The 16274-nt window shown below is 65.3% G+C and carries 19 protein-coding genes and 1 tRNA gene; 12 read left to right on the top strand and 8 right to left on the bottom strand.

From position 1 onward, the window contains the following. Positions 1-40: 40 nt before the first annotated feature. On the top strand, positions 41-307 hold the full coding sequence (locus tag OG203_RS06985; protein WP_405164844.1) for a hypothetical protein: 267 nt from the start codon (positions 41-43) through the stop codon (positions 305-307). A 29-nt stretch (positions 308-336) separates the two neighbouring features. Beyond that, positions 337-501: a hypothetical protein gene (locus OG203_RS06990; RefSeq protein WP_405164845.1), complete on the top strand. Its 165-nt coding sequence runs from the start codon at positions 337-339 to the stop codon at positions 499-501. Between the two features lie 353 nt (positions 502-854). Here OG203_RS06990 and OG203_RS06995 read toward each other — a convergent pair. Continuing rightward, a tRNA-Leu gene (locus tag OG203_RS06995) sits at positions 855-939 on the bottom strand. A 123-nt stretch (positions 940-1062) separates the two neighbouring features. Beyond that, entirely contained in the window at positions 1063-1932 is an 870-nt protein-coding gene (locus OG203_RS07000) for an NAD(P)-dependent oxidoreductase (RefSeq protein ID WP_405164846.1), read from the bottom strand. 145 nt (positions 1933-2077) lie between these two features. Here OG203_RS07000 and OG203_RS07005 point away from each other — a divergent pair, with 145 nt between their 5' ends. Beyond that, positions 2078-2437 (top strand): winged helix-turn-helix transcriptional regulator, encoded by a 360-nt coding sequence (locus OG203_RS07005; protein WP_405164847.1) that lies wholly within the window; start codon positions 2078-2080, stop codon positions 2435-2437. Between the two features lie 3 nt (positions 2438-2440). Here OG203_RS07005 and OG203_RS07010 read toward each other — a convergent pair whose 3' ends face one another. Continuing rightward, complete coding sequence (locus OG203_RS07010) at positions 2441-2770, bottom strand: hypothetical protein (protein ID WP_405164848.1); 330 nt, start codon at positions 2768-2770, stop codon at positions 2441-2443. Between the two features lie 102 nt (positions 2771-2872). Between OG203_RS07010 and OG203_RS07015 the strand changes: the two genes are divergently transcribed. The 4 genes from OG203_RS07015 to OG203_RS07030 are packed head-to-tail and all read left to right on the top strand — an operon-like array spanning position 2873 to position 7423. Then, entirely contained in the window at positions 2873-4183 is a 1311-nt protein-coding gene (locus OG203_RS07015; RefSeq protein WP_405164849.1) for an extracellular solute-binding protein, read from the top strand. 6 nt (positions 4184-4189) lie between these two features. Beyond that, positions 4190-5149 carry a carbohydrate ABC transporter permease gene (locus OG203_RS07020; protein WP_405164850.1) on the top strand — a complete coding sequence of 320 codons (960 nt, stop codon included), beginning with the start codon at positions 4190-4192 and terminating at the stop codon, positions 5147-5149. Beyond that, entirely contained in the window at positions 5140-6009 is an 870-nt protein-coding gene (locus OG203_RS07025; RefSeq protein WP_405164851.1) for a carbohydrate ABC transporter permease, read from the top strand. The genes OG203_RS07020 and OG203_RS07025 overlap by 10 nt, the downstream gene beginning before the upstream one ends. Position 6010: 1 nt before the next feature. After that, positions 6011-7423, top strand: coding sequence for a beta-N-acetylhexosaminidase (locus OG203_RS07030; RefSeq protein WP_405164852.1), 1413 nt, complete (start codon positions 6011-6013; stop codon positions 7421-7423). On the opposite strand, the gene OG203_RS07035 is transcribed toward OG203_RS07030, so the two are convergent. The 5 genes from OG203_RS07035 to OG203_RS07055 all read right to left on the bottom strand — a co-directional run bounded on the left by OG203_RS07035 (position 7420) and on the right by OG203_RS07055 (position 12352). Next, a complete protein-coding gene (locus OG203_RS07035; RefSeq protein WP_405164853.1) occupies positions 7420-8301 on the bottom strand; it encodes an aminoglycoside phosphotransferase family protein in 882 nt (293 codons plus the stop codon). The genes OG203_RS07030 and OG203_RS07035 overlap by 4 nt on opposite strands. A gap of 1 nt (position 8302) precedes the next feature. Further along, on the bottom strand, positions 8303-8860 hold the full coding sequence (locus tag OG203_RS07040) for a GrpB family protein (RefSeq protein ID WP_405164854.1): 558 nt from the start codon (positions 8858-8860) through the stop codon (positions 8303-8305). A 45-nt stretch (positions 8861-8905) separates the two neighbouring features. Then, positions 8906-10402, bottom strand: a complete 1497-nt coding sequence (locus OG203_RS07045) for an alpha/beta fold hydrolase (RefSeq protein ID WP_405164855.1) — start codon at positions 10400-10402, stop codon at positions 8906-8908. A 233-nt stretch (positions 10403-10635) separates the two neighbouring features. Next, positions 10636-11289, bottom strand: coding sequence for a DUF4360 domain-containing protein (locus tag OG203_RS07050; protein WP_405164856.1), 654 nt, complete (start codon positions 11287-11289; stop codon positions 10636-10638). A gap of 181 nt (positions 11290-11470) precedes the next feature. Further along, positions 11471-12352, bottom strand: a complete 882-nt coding sequence (locus OG203_RS07055; RefSeq protein WP_405164857.1) for a phosphotransferase enzyme family protein — start codon at positions 12350-12352, stop codon at positions 11471-11473. Between the two features lie 239 nt (positions 12353-12591). On the opposite strand from OG203_RS07055, the gene OG203_RS07060 reads away from it, so the two are divergent. Genes OG203_RS07060 through nuoE form a run of 5 tightly spaced genes read left to right on the top strand, consistent with a single transcriptional unit; the run spans position 12592 to position 16273 of the window. Continuing rightward, positions 12592-12951: an NADH-quinone oxidoreductase subunit A gene (locus OG203_RS07060; protein WP_405164858.1), complete on the top strand. Its 360-nt coding sequence runs from the start codon at positions 12592-12594 to the stop codon at positions 12949-12951. Positions 12952-12955: 4 nt separating this feature from the next. Continuing rightward, positions 12956-13537: a NuoB/complex I 20 kDa subunit family protein gene (locus OG203_RS07065; protein WP_405164859.1), complete on the top strand. Its 582-nt coding sequence runs from the start codon at positions 12956-12958 to the stop codon at positions 13535-13537. Continuing rightward, positions 13534-14211: an NADH-quinone oxidoreductase subunit C gene (locus OG203_RS07070; RefSeq protein ID WP_405164860.1), complete on the top strand. Its 678-nt coding sequence runs from the start codon at positions 13534-13536 to the stop codon at positions 14209-14211. The genes OG203_RS07065 and OG203_RS07070 overlap by 4 nt, the downstream gene beginning before the upstream one ends. After that, positions 14211-15506 (top strand): NADH dehydrogenase (quinone) subunit D, encoded by a 1296-nt coding sequence (nuoD, locus tag OG203_RS07075; RefSeq protein WP_405164861.1) that lies wholly within the window; start codon positions 14211-14213, stop codon positions 15504-15506. Before OG203_RS07070 ends, nuoD begins: the two co-directional genes overlap by 1 nt. After that, a complete protein-coding gene (gene nuoE, locus OG203_RS07080) occupies positions 15503-16273 on the top strand; it encodes an NADH-quinone oxidoreductase subunit NuoE (protein WP_405164862.1) in 771 nt (256 codons plus the stop codon). The genes nuoD and nuoE overlap by 4 nt, the downstream gene beginning before the upstream one ends. The last annotated feature ends 1 nt before the right edge of the window (position 16274 follow it).

Raw genomic sequence — 16274 nt, forward strand, 5'->3', positions numbered from 1 at the left:
CGGTCTACCCGCCGATGATCACGAGTAACGGCGTCGCTCAGTGCGAGCGCCACCCGACGAGCACATCCTGACTCTGGCGCCGGAATACCAGCAGGGCGGTAGGTGGGAGACTGCCACCTACATCACCGATTCGGCGATCCCGCCGGGTCCGCCGAATTCCAGGTCCTACGAGGTGCGCGCAGCCTGTTACGCAGGAACCTGGCGTGTCAGTATGAGCGTGACCGGCCGCCTGCAAGGCCACCCGTTCGCGTTCAGCAACCACTCGACGACCCGTGACGTGCCGACCAGCCAATGCCCGAGCCGATGAAAGGAACCCCGATACCAGACCCCATCGACGTGACCACGTCTCGGGAACTGCGAGACAAGATCCAACCGATCTACGAGGAAACAGTCGCCCTACTCGGCGCCGAGCACCCGGCGGCAGTGTCACTACAACAGGCAGCAACCGAACTCGCCGCCGCGCCCATCCCCCGACGTTATGGCGACTATGACCCGAGCTGAAATGCCAAGAGCGCCCCGACCTGGTCCTCACGCCGACGCCTGGAGCGGGCTTGAAGCCTCAGACGAAGTCTTTGGCCGACTTGGGTGCGAGCCCCTCGACGCCGGGTTCATCGAGATCGTCGAGTCCATCGGCCTGTTCATCGATAGGTTTGTCGGCCACTGGTTCAGTCCTTCGAGTTGGGTGCCAGTTGAGATCGACGGCACACTCGCGCCCCCTGAGCCCATTTATTCACGTTAGGGCCCTCAGACCACATCACTTGGTGGTGACCGTCCGCCTCGTGGGGGTTCAAATCGCCTACCGATACGAGAAAAGCCGAAATCCCTTGCGTTGCAAGGGATTTCAGCTCGTACTGTGTCCGGAGGGGGACTTGAACCCCCACGCCCGTTAAAGGGCACTAGCACCTCAAGCTAGCGCGTCTGCCATTCCGCCACCCGGACCGGTGGTGCTCAGCAAGATTATAGGAAGTCGCGGCGTGGACCAAATCGCGGGTTGACCACGTGTTTTGCGGAGGGTTGGTGGGGGGGCTGCCGGGGGCGGTGGCCGGAAGCCCTGCCGGGTGGTCAGGTCAGTTCTTCGATGGTTCGGGCGAATTCCAGGGTGCCGTTGCCGTCGGCTACCTGGCGGTCGATGAGGTTTTTGATCGGGGCGACGAAGTCGACGGTGACGCCTGCGTCGCGGGTGGCGCGGTTGATGGCGTCGAGGGCGGCTTTGTGGAAGGCGAGGGATTGGATGGGGGTGGTGTAGTCGCCGCTGTCGATGATCTGACCGTAGGCGGGGAGCATCTGGGCCATGGCGGTCACCCAGGGCACGGCTCGTTCGGCGAAGGCGCTGGCCGTGACGCCTACCGAGCGCATCATGGCCGCGCCATGCAGGAAACCGGTGAACATGGTGTACATGTTGGCGAGCAGTGCGAAGTCGTAGGTCGAGGCGAGTCCGGCGTCGTCGCCGAAATATTCTGCGGCAGCGAGCAATTCGAAGGCTTCGAGGTGCTGGTCGTAGATTATCCGAGAGCCGCTGTACAGGATGGACGCGCCGGGCTGTCCGATCATGGACGGGACCGCCATGATGCCGCCGTCGAGGTAGTCGATGCCGTGCGCGGCCGCCCAGGTGGCCAGTTCGCGGGCCTCGTTGGGGGTGGTGCTGGTCAGGTTGATGACCTGGCGGCCGGATAGGTCGCCGACCGCCGGGTCGAGGGTTGCGTGCACGGAGGCGTGGTCGAACAGGACGACGATGATCGGCCCGCCCGCCTGGACCGCCTCGGCAACGGATGCGGCGCCGATCGCACCGGCGGCGACGAGGTCGGCGTCCTTGCCTGGAGTGCGGTTCCACACCGTTGTCGGGTGGCCGCCCTTCAGCAGAGCGGCGGCCAGCGCCTGGCCCATCGCGCCGAGGCCGAGGACTGTCACGGGGGTGTTCGTGGTTTCCGCCATTGCGGGGTCAACTCCTTGGAAAGTCGTGAACGGGGTGGTCAGCGCGCTGAAACCAAGATTGCTCTTTGCTTCCGATAGCGACAAGTACCTACTATTTAGTCCGGTACTTACCAATGGGTGTGTGAACAGGTAGCGAGGTCGGACGATGAGTGGAAAGAGATCCGGACCATACTTTTGCGGCATCGACGCGGCGATGGACGTGGTCGGCGGCAAGTGGAAGGCGCTGATCCTGTGGGAGCTGGCGACCCACGGCATCCGCCGCTTCGGCGAACTCCGCCGCGGCCTGCCTGGCGTCTCGGAGAAGATGCTGATCCAGCAGCTGCGCGAGCTGGAGGAGGACGGGATCGTGTCCCGTGAGGTCTACCGCGAGGTGCCGCCGCGCGTCGAATATCAGCTCACCGCAGTGGGTACCGCCCTCAACAGCGCGCTGGAGCCACTCGGCGCTTGGGGTCGCGACCGCATCGATCGGATCGGCGCGGACCGCGTCCACCCGGTGACTGCGTAACGCCTACTGACGACCCGGCTCGGGCTGATCGCTTGGTGCAGAAGGCATTCCGCCGACGGTAGTCGTCGGCGGCGTCGGCATGAATGGCAATATCCGCACCTGCTGATCATTCGCGGGCACCGGTGGTTCATTCGTCGGCATCAGAAACAGAGCGAGGATCATGAGCAGTAGGGCTGCCAACGCGCCGAGAATCGGTCGGCAGTAAACGCGCACATGCGGATGATCGGCACTCGTATCCAATCCGTTACCTGAACCGCGGCCCCAGCGCTTTTGCCGCAGCACATCTTTCGCCGACGCCACCCGCGCATAGACCGGCAGCTCTGCGACGCGCATCACATCCGCCTATTGAATGTGTCCGCTCTTGATGCTAAAAATTGTGGCACACAACGCAATACACGTTGCAGAATATGCAACAGGTGATGATGGGGAACCGAGATGCCGCACCGTGAATTCCGGCCGGGCGGGGCCATGCGACGCGCACTCACACTCGGCGCGGCACTGTTCCTGCTCGCCGGTTGCGCCCCGGTGCAGTCCGGTCCGGCCGGGTCGGGCGGTGATGAGAAGACCGGCACCGTCCGGGTCTGGCTGTTCGACGAGGCGAACCGCGCGCCGAAGGAAGCGGTGGTCAACGAGGCGATCGCGGAGTTCAGGGCGACTCGGCCGAACGTCGATGTCGACGTGCAGTGGGTGCCGGTTGCCGGACGAGCGGAGAAGTTCGCCGGTGCGTTCAACGACCCGGCCAGCGCTCCCGACCTGGCCGAGTTCGGCAACACCGATCTCGCCGGATACGCCGTCACCGGCGCGTTCGCCGACCTCGGCACCGATCTCGCGGCCTGGCCGGAAGGCAAGGACATCGACCCATCGGTCCTGGAAACGGCGAAATCCGGCGACAAGACCTACGGCCTGCCCTGGTACACCGGCATCCGCGCGCTGTACTACCGCACCGACATCTTTACCGAGCTAGGCCTGCGACCGCCGGCCACGCTGGCCGAACTCACCGATACCGCCCGCCGCATCCACGCGAAAAAGCCTGACCTATATGGCATTTCGGTCGGCGGAAAGTACACCTACGCGCTGCTGCCGTACCTGTGGGCCTACGGCGGGGAACTCGCCGAGAACGACGGCACGATGTGGAACGCGACGGTCAACTCGGACCAGGCGAAGGACGGGATCACCCGCTACGCGGAGCTGATCCACGACGACATCTGCCCGCCCGCGCAATGCGCCGACTTCACCGGAACTCAGAGCGTGCAGGCCTTCGCGGGTGGTAAGGCCGCGATGACGATCGGTGGCGACTTCAGCCGAAAGGCGATGGATCAGGGTGCGTCCAAAGGCAAGTACGCGGTGATCCCCCTGCCCGGCGCCGGAACAGGCTCGGTCGCACCGGCTTTCGCGGGCGGCAACCTACTCGGCGTTTTCCGGGCGAGCATGCGACGCGGTCTCGCCGTCGACTTCGTCGAATTGCTGGGCAGCGCGAAGTATCAGGAAAAGATGTACGTGGCGATGGGTAATCTGCCGACGCTGTCGAGCGTGCAGCACCGGCTCGCCGCGAACGACGCGTTCCTCACCCCATTCGTCGAAACACTGAGGGCCGGTACCAAGTTCGTGCCGAGCACACCGGCGTGGTCGAAGATCGACAGCCAGAACCTGCTGCCGACCGCGGTGCAGCAGATCGCCACCGGGGCCAAGCAACCGTCGGCGGCGTTGAACGCGGCGGCCGCCGCGATGAACAAGGCATTCAGGTAGGCGCGCATGGCAATTCAAGAACTACCGGTCACTACCTCCGCGCCGCGTCCGTCGGCGAAACCGCGCCGCCTCCGCCGAGACACGGTCACCGCGTGGCTCTACCTGGCACCGGCCGGATTACTGCTCGCTGCCGTGCTGATCTATCCGATCTACCAGATCGTGCTGATCTCGTTCTACGACTACGGCCAAGCACAGGCCACCGGCGCCGCACCATTGGAGTTCATCGGACTCGGCAACTACCGAGAACTCCTCTCGGACAGTCAATTCTGGATCGTGCTCGCCAACACCTTCGTGTTCGGCGGGGTCTGTGTGGTCGGCGGGCTCGTGGTCGGCACGGCGCTTGCCGTCCTCGCGACACGAGTCCGCGCGCTACCGCGGATGCTGCTGTTCCTCGCGGCGCTCGGCGCGTGGGCGACCCCCGCCATGGCCGGGTCTTACGTCTGGCTTTTCCTGTTCGACGCGGACTTCGGCATTGTCAACGAAGCACTCTCCGGCCTCGGGTTACGTTCGATGGACGGGCACTCGTGGACCTTCGGCACCCTCAGCGCGTTCGGATTGGTTGCTGCCGAGGTGATCTGGTGCTCGTTCCCGTTCGTCATGGTGACCATGTACGCGGGCATCAAGGCGATCCCCGAGGAGGTGCTGGAGGCCGCGGCGCTGGATGGCGCGTCGACGTGGCGGTCGGCCCGCTCGGTGATCCTGCCGATGCTGCGGCCGCTGCTGCTGATCGCGACGATCCAGTCGATCATCTGGGACTTCAAGGTGTTCACCCAGATCTACGTCATGACCAATGGCGGCGGTGTCGCCGGGCGCAACCTGGTGCTCAATGTCTACGCCTATCAAAAGGCGTTCGCCGGGCAGGAATACGGGCTCGGCTCTGCGATCGGAGTCCTGATGACGCTGTTGCTGTTGTCGATCACCGGCCTCTACGTCCGGTCCCAGCGCAGGAGCACGCCGTGGCAGTGAGACCGTTGCTCCGTAGCCCGCGCAAGCCAGGACGCCTTGTCGCCGAGGCGGTTACGGTGGTGATCGCCGGATTCGTGGCTTTCCCGCTGTATTGGATGGTGCTCTCGGCGCTCAAACCGCCGGGCGAGATCCAGTCGGCCGACCCGAGACCGTGGACGTTGGCGCCGAGTCTGGACAGTTTCACCCGGGTGCTCTCGATGAACGGCTTCGGCCGGTTCTTCCTCAACAGCTTGCTGATTGCCGTTGTCGTCGTAGTGTTTTCGCTGCTGCTGTCGTTCCTGTCCGCAGTGGCGTTGACGCGCTTCCGGTTCCGTGGCCGGACGATGCTGCTGGTGATGATCCTGGTGGCGCAGATGGTTCCGGTTGAGGCGCTGACGATTCCGCTGTTCTTCCTGATGCGCTCGATCGGCGGCACCGTCCCGGCACTGGGGCTCAACGAACTCGGCTCGATCATGCTGGTGGATCTGGTGTTCAGCCTGCCGCTGGCCATCTGGTTGCTGCGCGGGTTCGTCGCCGCGGTGCCGGTCGAACTGGAGGAGGCGGCGAAACTCGATGGCGCGAGCCGTCTTCGGTTCGCGTGGCAGATCCTGCTCCCGCTCGTGGCGCCCGGGCTGGTGTCGGTCAGCGTGCTGTCGTTCATCCACGCCTGGAACGACTTCCTGTTCGCCAAGACGTTCATCATCTCCAACACCGAGAACCAGACACTGCCGCAGGCGATTCTGGTGTTCTTCAAGCCGGAGGACACCGATTGGGGCGCGGTGATGGCGGCCTCGACCTTGATGACCATTCCGGCGCTCGTGCTGTTCGTGCTCGTGCAGCGCAAGCTGGTCTCCGGGCTCGGCGGGGCGGTGAAAGGCTGACATGCCAGGTTTCGACACGCTGCTCCCCCGCCCCGTTTCCGCGACGCCGCTGCCCGGCGTGTGCGCGTGGCCTGCGGAACTCAACGCACGCACCGACCCCGACCTGCCGCCCGAGGGATACCGCCTGGCGATCGCGCCGAGTGGCATCACACTCACCACCGCGGATCACGCCGGACGGAACCACGCACAGCAGACGCTGCGGCAACTCGTGGGGCCAAACGCGTTCCGCGCCGCGACAATCGGCACGCGGCAGCACACCGTGCCCTGCGGCGTCATCGAGGACCATCCGCGATTCCGCTGGCGCGGTTGCCTGCTCGATGTCGCACGGAACTTCCGCACCAAGGCAGAGGTTCTGCGGTTCATCGACCTGCTATCGGTGCACAAACTCAACGTGCTGCACTTGCACCTGACCGACGACCAGGGCTGGCGCATCGAGGTTCCTGCCTACCCGAGGCTAACCGAAATCGCCTCGTGGCGAACAGGATCGATGGTCGGCCGACACGACGGCCCCGAACGCGACGGCCGTCCGCACGGCGGCTTCTACACCACCGACGACCTCCGCGAGATCGTCGCCTACGCCACCGAGCGGTCTATCACGGTAGTGCCGGAAATTGATATCCCCGGCCATGCCCGCGCCGTGATCGCCGCCTACCCCGAACTCGGTTCCGAACCCGAAACCCCGTGGGAGGTATGGACTTCCTGGGGCATCAGCACCTCACTGCTCAAGCCAACGGCACAGACCCTGGACTTCCTCTGCCGAGTCTTCGACCACGTGCTGACCATCTTCCCGTCGCCGGTCATCGGCATCGGCGGCGACGAGGTCCCCGGCGCGACCCCGGCGCACGGCCGTCTAGTCGCCGACCTCGCAACGTATCTCGCCACCCAGGGCCGACGAGCATTCGGCTGGGACGAGGTACTCGACGCAGGCGCGTTACCCCCCATGGTGATCGGCGCGTGGCGCGACGAATCCGCCGCCACCCGCGCGACAACGGCCGGACACGACGTCGTGCTGTGCCCGGAAGACCACCTCTATCTCGACCATCGCCAATCCGACCACCCCGACGAGCCGATCCCCGTCGGCTACCTGCGCACCCTGGAAGACGTATACCGCTACGAGCCCCCGCTCGACGCACCACAGGTCATCGGCATCCAGGCCCAACTGTGGAGCGAACACCTGGACTCGGTACGCCGAGTCGACTACGCCGCCTTCCCCCGCCTATGCGCCGTCGCCGAACTCGCCTGGAGCCCACCACCCCGCGACTACGCCGAATTCCTCCCCCGCCTCCGCGACCACCACCTCCCCCGCCTGGACGCCCTCGGCGTCGAATACCGCCCCCTCACCGGCCCCCACCCCTGGCAAACCCGCCCCGACGTCCCCGCAACGTCCCACCGCCCCGCGCAAGCGGGCTCCTAGCAGTCCCCCAACACCCGCTCCAGCGCCAGCCGACCCGCCCGTCCCCACGTCGGCTGCCCGCCGGGAAGACCCCGCTCCCAAGCCTGCCCGATGCTGATGAGAGAGGCCGCAAGCAGCACAGCCCACCCTCGCGCACGCCGAATCATCGCCGCGTCCGCGTTCGCGTAGGAGTCGAAGAATCGCGCGGCGGCACCCGCCGGCAGCAGTAGCCACGCGGCAGCGAGATCCGCCGCCGGATCGCCTGCGCAGAGCTCACCGAAGTCGATCACACCCGCGAGCGTCCCGTCCGAAACGACGACGTTCGCCGGATGCAGATCACCATGCAGCCACATCGGCGGGCCCGCCCATTCAGGGGCGGAAACGGCTGCGTCCCATACTCGTTGGACGTCAGCGGCCACACCGCTGGGCACAGTGGCGTCGAGCCATGGACCTGCGTCGCGCACGTAAGCCTCGAGCACACCGCCGCGGCTCGGATTGGACGGCGCCTCGACGGGCGCCTGCTGATGCAGCGCGCCGAGGAAGCCCGCCAAAACGTCGGCGGCGTGCTGATCACGGCTGATCGCCGCGCGATCACCTGGTTCGCCAGGAACCCACTGCGCGATCGTCCACGGCTGCGGGAAAAGTGCCGACGCTTCGCCGAACCGCACCGGAGTCGGGACCGGAAGCGGAAGCCGCGCAGCCAATATGGGCAGCCATTGCCGCTCTTTACGCAACAGAGCCGGGGCGCGTTCCGTGCGCGGTATCCGCACGGCCAATTCCGTACCGAGGCGCCACATTTGGTTGTCCCAACCTGCGTCTATGCGCTGCAGGTCGAGCTGCGCAAGGTCCGGGTGTTGCTCGAGCAGCAGTAATCGCACCGAGGCTTCATCGATGTCCATCTCAATCCGTGGGCGTCCAGCCGATGGATTGGGCCCAGGCTTCGGCTCGTGTGCTGATCTCGATGATCAAGGGGCCCTTGGCGTCTGCGTAGGCGTTCATGTCGGGCCAGTCTTGCTGGGCGAGTCGGCGTTTGAGGTTTTCGTAGGCGGTGCGGTCGGTGGGGTCGTGTCGGAGCCGGTCGCGGAACAGGAGTTGGCTGCGTTCCCATTGGCTGCCGACTGTGCATAGGTGGACGTGGACGTCGCGTTCAGGGGTTCGCACCATGCGGTGGGCTGGTTCGCGGACGCGAAGTCGGTAGCCTGCGGCGAGGAGGGGTTCGAGGTAGGCGGTTTCGTCTTCGATGTCGGGGACGCTGACTTGGATGTCGATGATCGGTTTGGCCGCTAGGCCGGGCACCGAAGTGGAGCCGATGTGGTCGATGCGGCGGGCGGTGGCGCCAAGGGCGGCGGCGATGCGGTCGCGTTCTCCGGCGAAGCGTTCTGGCCAGGTGGGGTGGTAGTCGACTATGCGGATGTCCCGTTTTTCGACGCCACCGATCAGCTCGGTCCGATCATGCATACCGACCATCCTTGCGCCTCGGACGATCGGTATGCCAGTCGGCGATCAGTCCGCGTGGCAGGTGAGGTCGGTGGTTGGCAGGGTGCGGTCGCGGAGGTAGGCGTCGAGGGCCTGCTTGGTGCAGGTGCTCGGGATGGTGATCACGCCGTGCACGATGACGTCCTGGAGCGTCACCATGCGTGACGCGGTCATGACACGGTGCAGGCCGACCGCCTGCTGGTGCGCGGTCAAAGGGTCGCCGGTGGCTTGCAGGATCAGTGCGGGCACCGAATTGTGTACGGCGGTGGGCGGTTCGACGGGCGTGCGCCAGAACGCGCACGGCGAGATGTTGTTGACCAACGGCCCGAACACCGGCTGGGTCACACGGCTGGCCTCGATATTGTGCCAATACCAGGAGGGGTCACGCGATTCCGAGACGTCACCGCAGCGCACGGCGGCTCCCGCATCGTCCGCCTCGTCTGTTGACGACGCGTCGAGGAAATGGCTCAGTACCGCTTGCAGTTTCGCGCTTGGTTGCACCGGCGCACCCGCGGCAGCGTCGGCGAACTGCCGCACCATGCCCGCCAGCACATCGAAATGGCTTGGTGAGACGACATTCTCGAAGATCACCGTCGGCAACCAGTGCTCGTCGACGTCGTAGCTGCCGATCCGGATCGGCTGTCGCGCCGCCTCGGCGATCAGCCCGGTCACCACGGCCCGAACGTCGGAGCGGGTGGCGCCGAGGCGGTATTCACCGTCACGGGCCGCGGTCCAGTCGGCCCAGGCGTCGAGTGCGGCCTCGTCTGCCGCGCCCATGTCCCGGAACGTGCCGACAGCCCACTGTTCGGGATCGACCGCGCTGTCCAACACGATTCGATCGCTGCGTTCCGGAAACAGCTGGGTGAACACCGCGCCCAGGTAGGTGCCGTACGAGGCGCCGAAATAGTTGATCCGGTCTGCCCCGAGCACGGCGCGGATCACGTCCATATCGCGTGCGGTATTGCGGGTGGTGATGTACGGCAGCTTGTCACCCTCGGCAGCTTGGCAGCGCGCGGCCAAATCAGCCTGTGTCGCAACGGATTTACCGAACCCGACAAGGTCGACTCCCGCCGATTGACCATACGTTCCGAACGGCCACCGGCAGTGGACCGGAGTCGAACGACCGATCCCGCGCGGGTCCATCCCGATCAGGTCGTACTGGTTCCACTGATAGGACGGGAATCCCTGACTGATCTCCACCGTGAAGGTCAACCCGAGCCCGCCGGGTCCGCCCGGGTTGGACAGCATGATCCCGCGCCGGTTGGCCTGGTCGGCGGCCGGTACCCGGGAGATCGCGACGGTGATCGTGCGTCCTTGCGGCTCAGCGTAATTCAGTGGCACCGTCACATCGGCGCACTGCGCCCCCGCCTTATCCAAGGTGTCGTCGTGGCACGGCTGCCAGTCCAGGCGCTGCTGGGTGAAGCGGTCCAAATCACCGCCTGCGGCCTCTGATACGCCTAGCCCGGCAATGGTTCCGGCCACAACCCCGACGACGACGGCCGCACCGAACCATCGCCGAAACATCCTCGCACTCAACTGATTTCTTCCCTTCACCACACACGCACCCGGTCGGGAACCACAGTAGGAAAGCCGCGCACGCATGACTATCGTGCTAGCCCCGGAATGGAACTACGGCCTGCACCCGGATTCGAGATATCCCCAGCACCCGGTGGCGGTCGAGAAGATAGTTCGACAAGGTGATCGCGCACCGATCACCTTGTCGATTCACCGATATCGAAGTCCTAAGCGAATATCACTCAGCACTGCTTCCATGCGAAGTGATAGGTGGTTTGGATACTTCCGTCCGTTGAGTCCATCGTGATAAAACTGGTGGTCTTCTTCGGGTCCGAACTACCGGCGTCGACGCGCAGCTGAGTATTGATATTGAAATTGCGGGATTCGCCGCACGGCTGGTATACGATCGCCCCGACCTCGGTGGTGTCCGTCGCCTGCCAGTCGTCACTGTACGACCCCTTGAAGTTGTGGTCGACATAGTCGGTCGGCGAATCCCCCTGGAAGTAGTACCTGGCCCGCTCCAGTGCCGTCGCGCCCTTTTCCAAGGAGGCGAATCCACGGTAATCCGCCTGCGCGATCCCGTAGGTGAAGCCTTGCGGGACATGAACTTTCAGGTCGAGCTGGCAGTTCATCCTGAAGTCGGTCGGACCGGCGCCAACACCCACTTTCGCGGTGTACTGGCTGTAGGTCACCGTGAAGGCGGTGTTGTCGGGCGAGACGGCTACGGCCGCGGTGCCCTGTGGGCAACCGGATCCATTGACGGTCGCGACATCGATGACAATCTTGTCGGGCGGAACCGGAAAGTTCCAGTCCGGCGTCGCGGAGGCTGGCGAACTCGCCAGCGGTACAGCGATTGCGAATATAGCGGCGCCGACGGTAGCTAACTTTTTGTACATGGGATGCCTCACAATGTGTCCGGTCTCGGATAGATCTCACTGTAAGACGTCCATACCCGCCCGAAGCTCCCCAACAGAAGTGGGGAAAGTACTGAAATTCCGTCCACACCTACATAATTGGCGGTCGGTTTCCCCAGCGCGCCAAAGTCGGTTGAATATTGCAGTTTTCGGTGATCCCGGTTCAGGGCCGCAGCAGCCGGAACGTGTCCATCCGCTGCCGGTGATACTCCAGGTCGTCCGCGTCGTGCTGGACGCCACGGGCGACGGCGAGGCCGAAATACACTGCCTCCCTGCGCAATCGATGCCGCATCAGCTGCGCGAGCGCGAGGTCGTCCAGCTGGCCCGCCGTGCCGCCCGCAGCATGATAGGCGTCGACGAAGGTCAGGGCACCGGACAGGTCGATCCCCAGTACATCCGCGAATTCCATTGCAGCGGAGGCAAGTTCGACCTCCGGCGGCCCGATCAGCGCTTCATCCCAGTCGAGCACGGCCGTTACGTGCCCGTCGCGCGCGAGGAGGTTTCCCTCGTAATAGTCACCGTGCAGCGGCTGGGTACGAGCGGTACTGCTGAACTCGGCGAGCCAAGAGTCCAATTCAGGGTCGGGCAACTCATCCGACGGCGCACCATCTAGCCCGACCTCCAGAAACGACCGCTTCGGCCGCGGCACCGGCCGATAGTCGACCAGCGCACGGTGCACGCGCGCCAGCAGCCCGGCCGCCTCGGCCACCTGCACCGGATCCTCGCTACTGGCCCACTCCCCCTCGATCAGCGGCCAGACGGTGATCGGACGCCCCGCCACCACCTCGACCGTCGCCCCGTTCGCGCGCGGCAGCGGTGCGACGGCCTCAGGCACCGTGCGGGCAGCGGCGGTCGCGATGCCGTTGCACCACTCGACTTCCGCCGGGTCGCGGTCAACTCCCCCGATCCGCACCACCACCTCGCCGACCCGATACGCGGCCGATTCCTCACCGCCGAACAACCGCTCGCCATCGCCCTTGCAGCCCCATTCGGCCGCGACGGCAGCGCGGATGTCCTCGGTCAGCGGGATATCGGCATAGATCACGCATCAACTTCTACCAGCGCGACCCACCGCAACGCAGCCGGGTTTCCCCGAGGCAACTCACCCGGCACACCCCCCGACTCGGGGGCGCAGCCACCGATAACCGGCAGGTAGACAGTAAGCAGGAGAAATCGCAGGCAGCGTCGCACCCGCGGATTTCTGATCGCACGCCGTCATACGGCGGTCGCGTCCGAGAGTGGGACACATCTTATGCCGCAGTTCACCCAGCGAATGTCGCTCGTATGAACGCGTACGCGCCGGTGCTCGTGCTCGGCGCGATCGCCCTCGGTTTCACCAGCTTGTCGGTGACGATGGCGTCGTTCATCGGCCCGAAGCGGTACAACCGGGCCAAGCTGGCCGCCTATGAATGCGGTATCGATCCGACCCCGCAACCGCTGGGCGGCGGCCGGTTCCCGGTGAAGTACTACCTGATCGCGATGATGTTCATCATCTTCGATATCGAGATCGTGTTCCTGTATCCGTGGGCCGTCGGCTTCGATTCGTTCGGCATCTTCGCCCTGGTCGAGATGTTTCTGTTCATGCTCACCGTCTTCGTCGCCTACGCCTACGTGTGGCGGCGCGGCGGCCTGAATTGGGAGTGAGGGCATGGGACTCGAGGAGAAGCTGCCGAGCGGTTTTCTGTTGAGCACGGTCGAAGACCTGGCCGGATATCTGCGCAAGGGCTCGGTGTGGCCCGCGGCGTTCGGCCTCGCGTGCTGCGCCATCGAGATGATGTCCACCGCGTCCGGGCGGTTCGATATCGCCAGGTTCGGCATGGAGGCGTTTCGCGGTTCGCCGAGGCAGGCCGATCTGATGATCGTCGCCGGACGGGTCAGCCAGAAGATGGCGCCGGTGCTGCGTCAGGTCTACGACCAGATGGCCGAGCCGAAATGGGTGCTGGCGATGGGGGTTTGCGCGTCGTCGGGCGGGATGTTCAACAACTACGCGATCGTGCAGGGCGTCGACCACATCGTCCCGGTCGACATCTATCTGCCGGGTTGTCCACCCCGCCCCGAGATGCTATTGCACGCGATTCTGGCCCTGCACACAAAGATTCAACAGACGCCACTCGGCGTCAATCGCGTCGAAGCTGTGCGCGCGGCCGAGCAGGCGGCACTTGCCTCGAAACCGGCAATCCCCCTTGGCCATTGGAGCGCACACCCCGCACTCGAGGAGCTACCTCGATGACCGGCCCACGCGATGACGCACCGATCGGCTTGCGGCGCGGCATGTTCGGCGTACACGGCAGTGGCGACACCTCAGGCTACGGACGCCTCCTCCACCCGATCGCGCAGCCGACCCGCACGATGCGCCCTTATGGCGGCTACTTCGACGACATCCTCGACAACCTGCTGGCCGCACTGACTTTCGCGGGGGTCCGTCGCACCGAAGCAATCGAACAGGTCGTAGTCTTCCGCGAGGAGCTGACGGTGCACGTCTGCCGCGACCACCTGCATGCGGTCGCCAACGCCCTACGCAACCACCCCGCCCTGCGTTTCGAACTCTGTCTAGGCGTCAGCGGAGTCCACTACCCACAGGACACCGATCGCGAACTGCACGCCGTCTATCCCTTCCTGTCGATCACCCACAACCGCCGAATCCGGCTCGAGGTCACCGCACCCGACGCCGACCCGCACATTCCCTCGCTCTATGACCTCTACCCGACCAACGACTGGCACGAGCGCGAAACCTATGACTTCTTCGGCATCATCTTCGACGGTCACCCCTCGCTGACCCGCATCACCATGCCCGACGACTGGCACGGCCACCCGCAACGCAAGGATTACCCGCTCGGCGGCATCCCGGTCGAATACCACGGCGCGCAGATCCCGCCGCCCGACGAGCGCAGGGCATACGGCTGATGACCACGCGCGAAAAGGTCTACGTGGCAGGCGGTCGGGACTGGGACGACATCGTCGACGCCGTCCAGCGCGCCGACGACGAACGGATCGTGGTCAATATGGGCCCGCAGCATCCGTCCACGCACGGCGTGCTGCGCCTCATCCTGGAGATCGACGGCGAGACCGTCACCGAGGCGCGCTGCGGCATCGGCTACCTGCACACCGGCATCGAGAAGAATCTCGAATACCGCAACTGGATCCAAGGCGTCACCTTCGTGACCCGAATGGACTATCTCGCACCGTTTTTCAACGAAACCGCCTACTGTCTCGGCGTCGAGCGGCTCCTCGACGCCACCGAGCGGATTCCGGTGCGCGCCACCGTCATCCGGGTCATGCTCATGGAGCTGAACCGGATCTCCTCACACCTGGTCGCGCTGGCGACCGGCGGCATGGAGCTCGGCGCCGTGAACGTGATGTTCTTCGGATTCCGTGAGCGCGAGCGGATTCTCGACGTGTTCGAGGCGATCACCGGCCTCCGAATGAACCACGCCTACATCCGGCCCGGCGGGCTCGCCCAGGACCTCCCCGACGACGCCGTGGCACAGGTCCGCGAACTCGTGCGCACGCTACCCAAGGGACTCCGCGACCTCGAGCTGCTCCTCACCGAGAATCCGATCTGGAAGGCCCGCACCAAAGGCGTCGGCTACCTCGATCTGAGTGCATGCATGGCGCTCGGCATCACGGGTCCGATACTGCGCGCCACCGGCCTGCCGCACGACCTACGCAAGTCCGAACCCTATTGCGGCTACGAGGATTACGAGTTCGACGTGGTCACCGACACCGGCGCGGATTGCTACGGCCGCTACCTGATCCGGGTCGCGGAGATGCGTGAATCGCTGAAAATCGTGGAGCAGTGCCTCGATCGGCTGCGGCCGGGTCCGGTGATGATCGAGGACCGCAAGCTGGCCTGGCCCGCCCAACTCGCCCTCGGCAAGGACGGATCGGGTACCTCACCCGAGCACGTCCGCACGATCATGGCCACCTCGATGGAGGGGTTGATCCACCACTTCAAACTGGTGACCGAGGGGCTGCGTATTCCGGCTGGCCAGGTGTACGTGTCGGTGGAGTCGCCGCGCGGTGAGCTCGGCGTGCACATGGTGAGTGACGGTGGCACCCGGCCGTTTCGGGTGCATTTCCGTGACCCGTCGTTCACCAATCTGCAAGCGGTGGCGGCGATGTGCGAGGGCGGCATGATCGCCGACGTCATCGCCTCGGTCGCCAGCATCGATCCAGTCATGGGCGGGGTCGACCGATGACCAGCGGAGCGCGACGGGTATTCATTCAGCTCGGCCCACGGCCGGACGAAGACGGGCAACTGGTCCAGTCGGGTGAGACCTACCCGGCCGAGATCGTGGCCCGGCTGGCAGCCGACGCCGCCACGATCATCAACCGATATCCGGTGGCACGGTCGGCGTTGCTTCCCCTGCTGCATCTTGTTCAGGCCGAGGACAGTTGCGTCACTCCGGCCGGAATCGAGTTCTGTGCAACACAACTCGGACTCACCGGCACCGAAGTCCTTGCGGTAGCGACGTTCTACTCGATGTACCGGCGCAGTCCGACCGGTGACTATCACGTCGGTGTCTGCACCAACACGCTGTGCGCGGTCCTCGGCGGTGATGCCATCCTCGCCGCGCTGGAGGAACACCTCGGCGTGCGCCACGGTGCGACGACCACCGACGGCACCATCACCCTCGACCACATCGAATGCAACGCCGCATGCGACTTCGCCCCTGTGGTGATGGTGAATTGGGAGTTCTTCGACGACCAGACTCCGGATTCGGCCCGTGCGATCGTCGACGCACTGCGCGCGGGCGAACAGGTCACGCCCAGTCGCGGTGCGCCGCTGTGTACCTTCCGTCGCACCGCGCGCATCCTCGCGGGCTTCCCCGACGAGCGAGGCGGAGCCAACGACACCTGCGTCGGCCACGCCACCCTCGTCGGGCTCGATCTGGCCCGTGCCCAGAGCATCGCCGAATTGTCTTCCGCCGAAGCGTTTTCCGCCGACGAAACCAGCGGAGGCTGAC

The sequence above is a fragment of the Nocardia sp. NBC_01499 genome, assembly GCF_045040275.1.
Lineage (GTDB): Bacteria > Actinomycetota > Actinomycetes > Mycobacteriales > Mycobacteriaceae > Nocardia.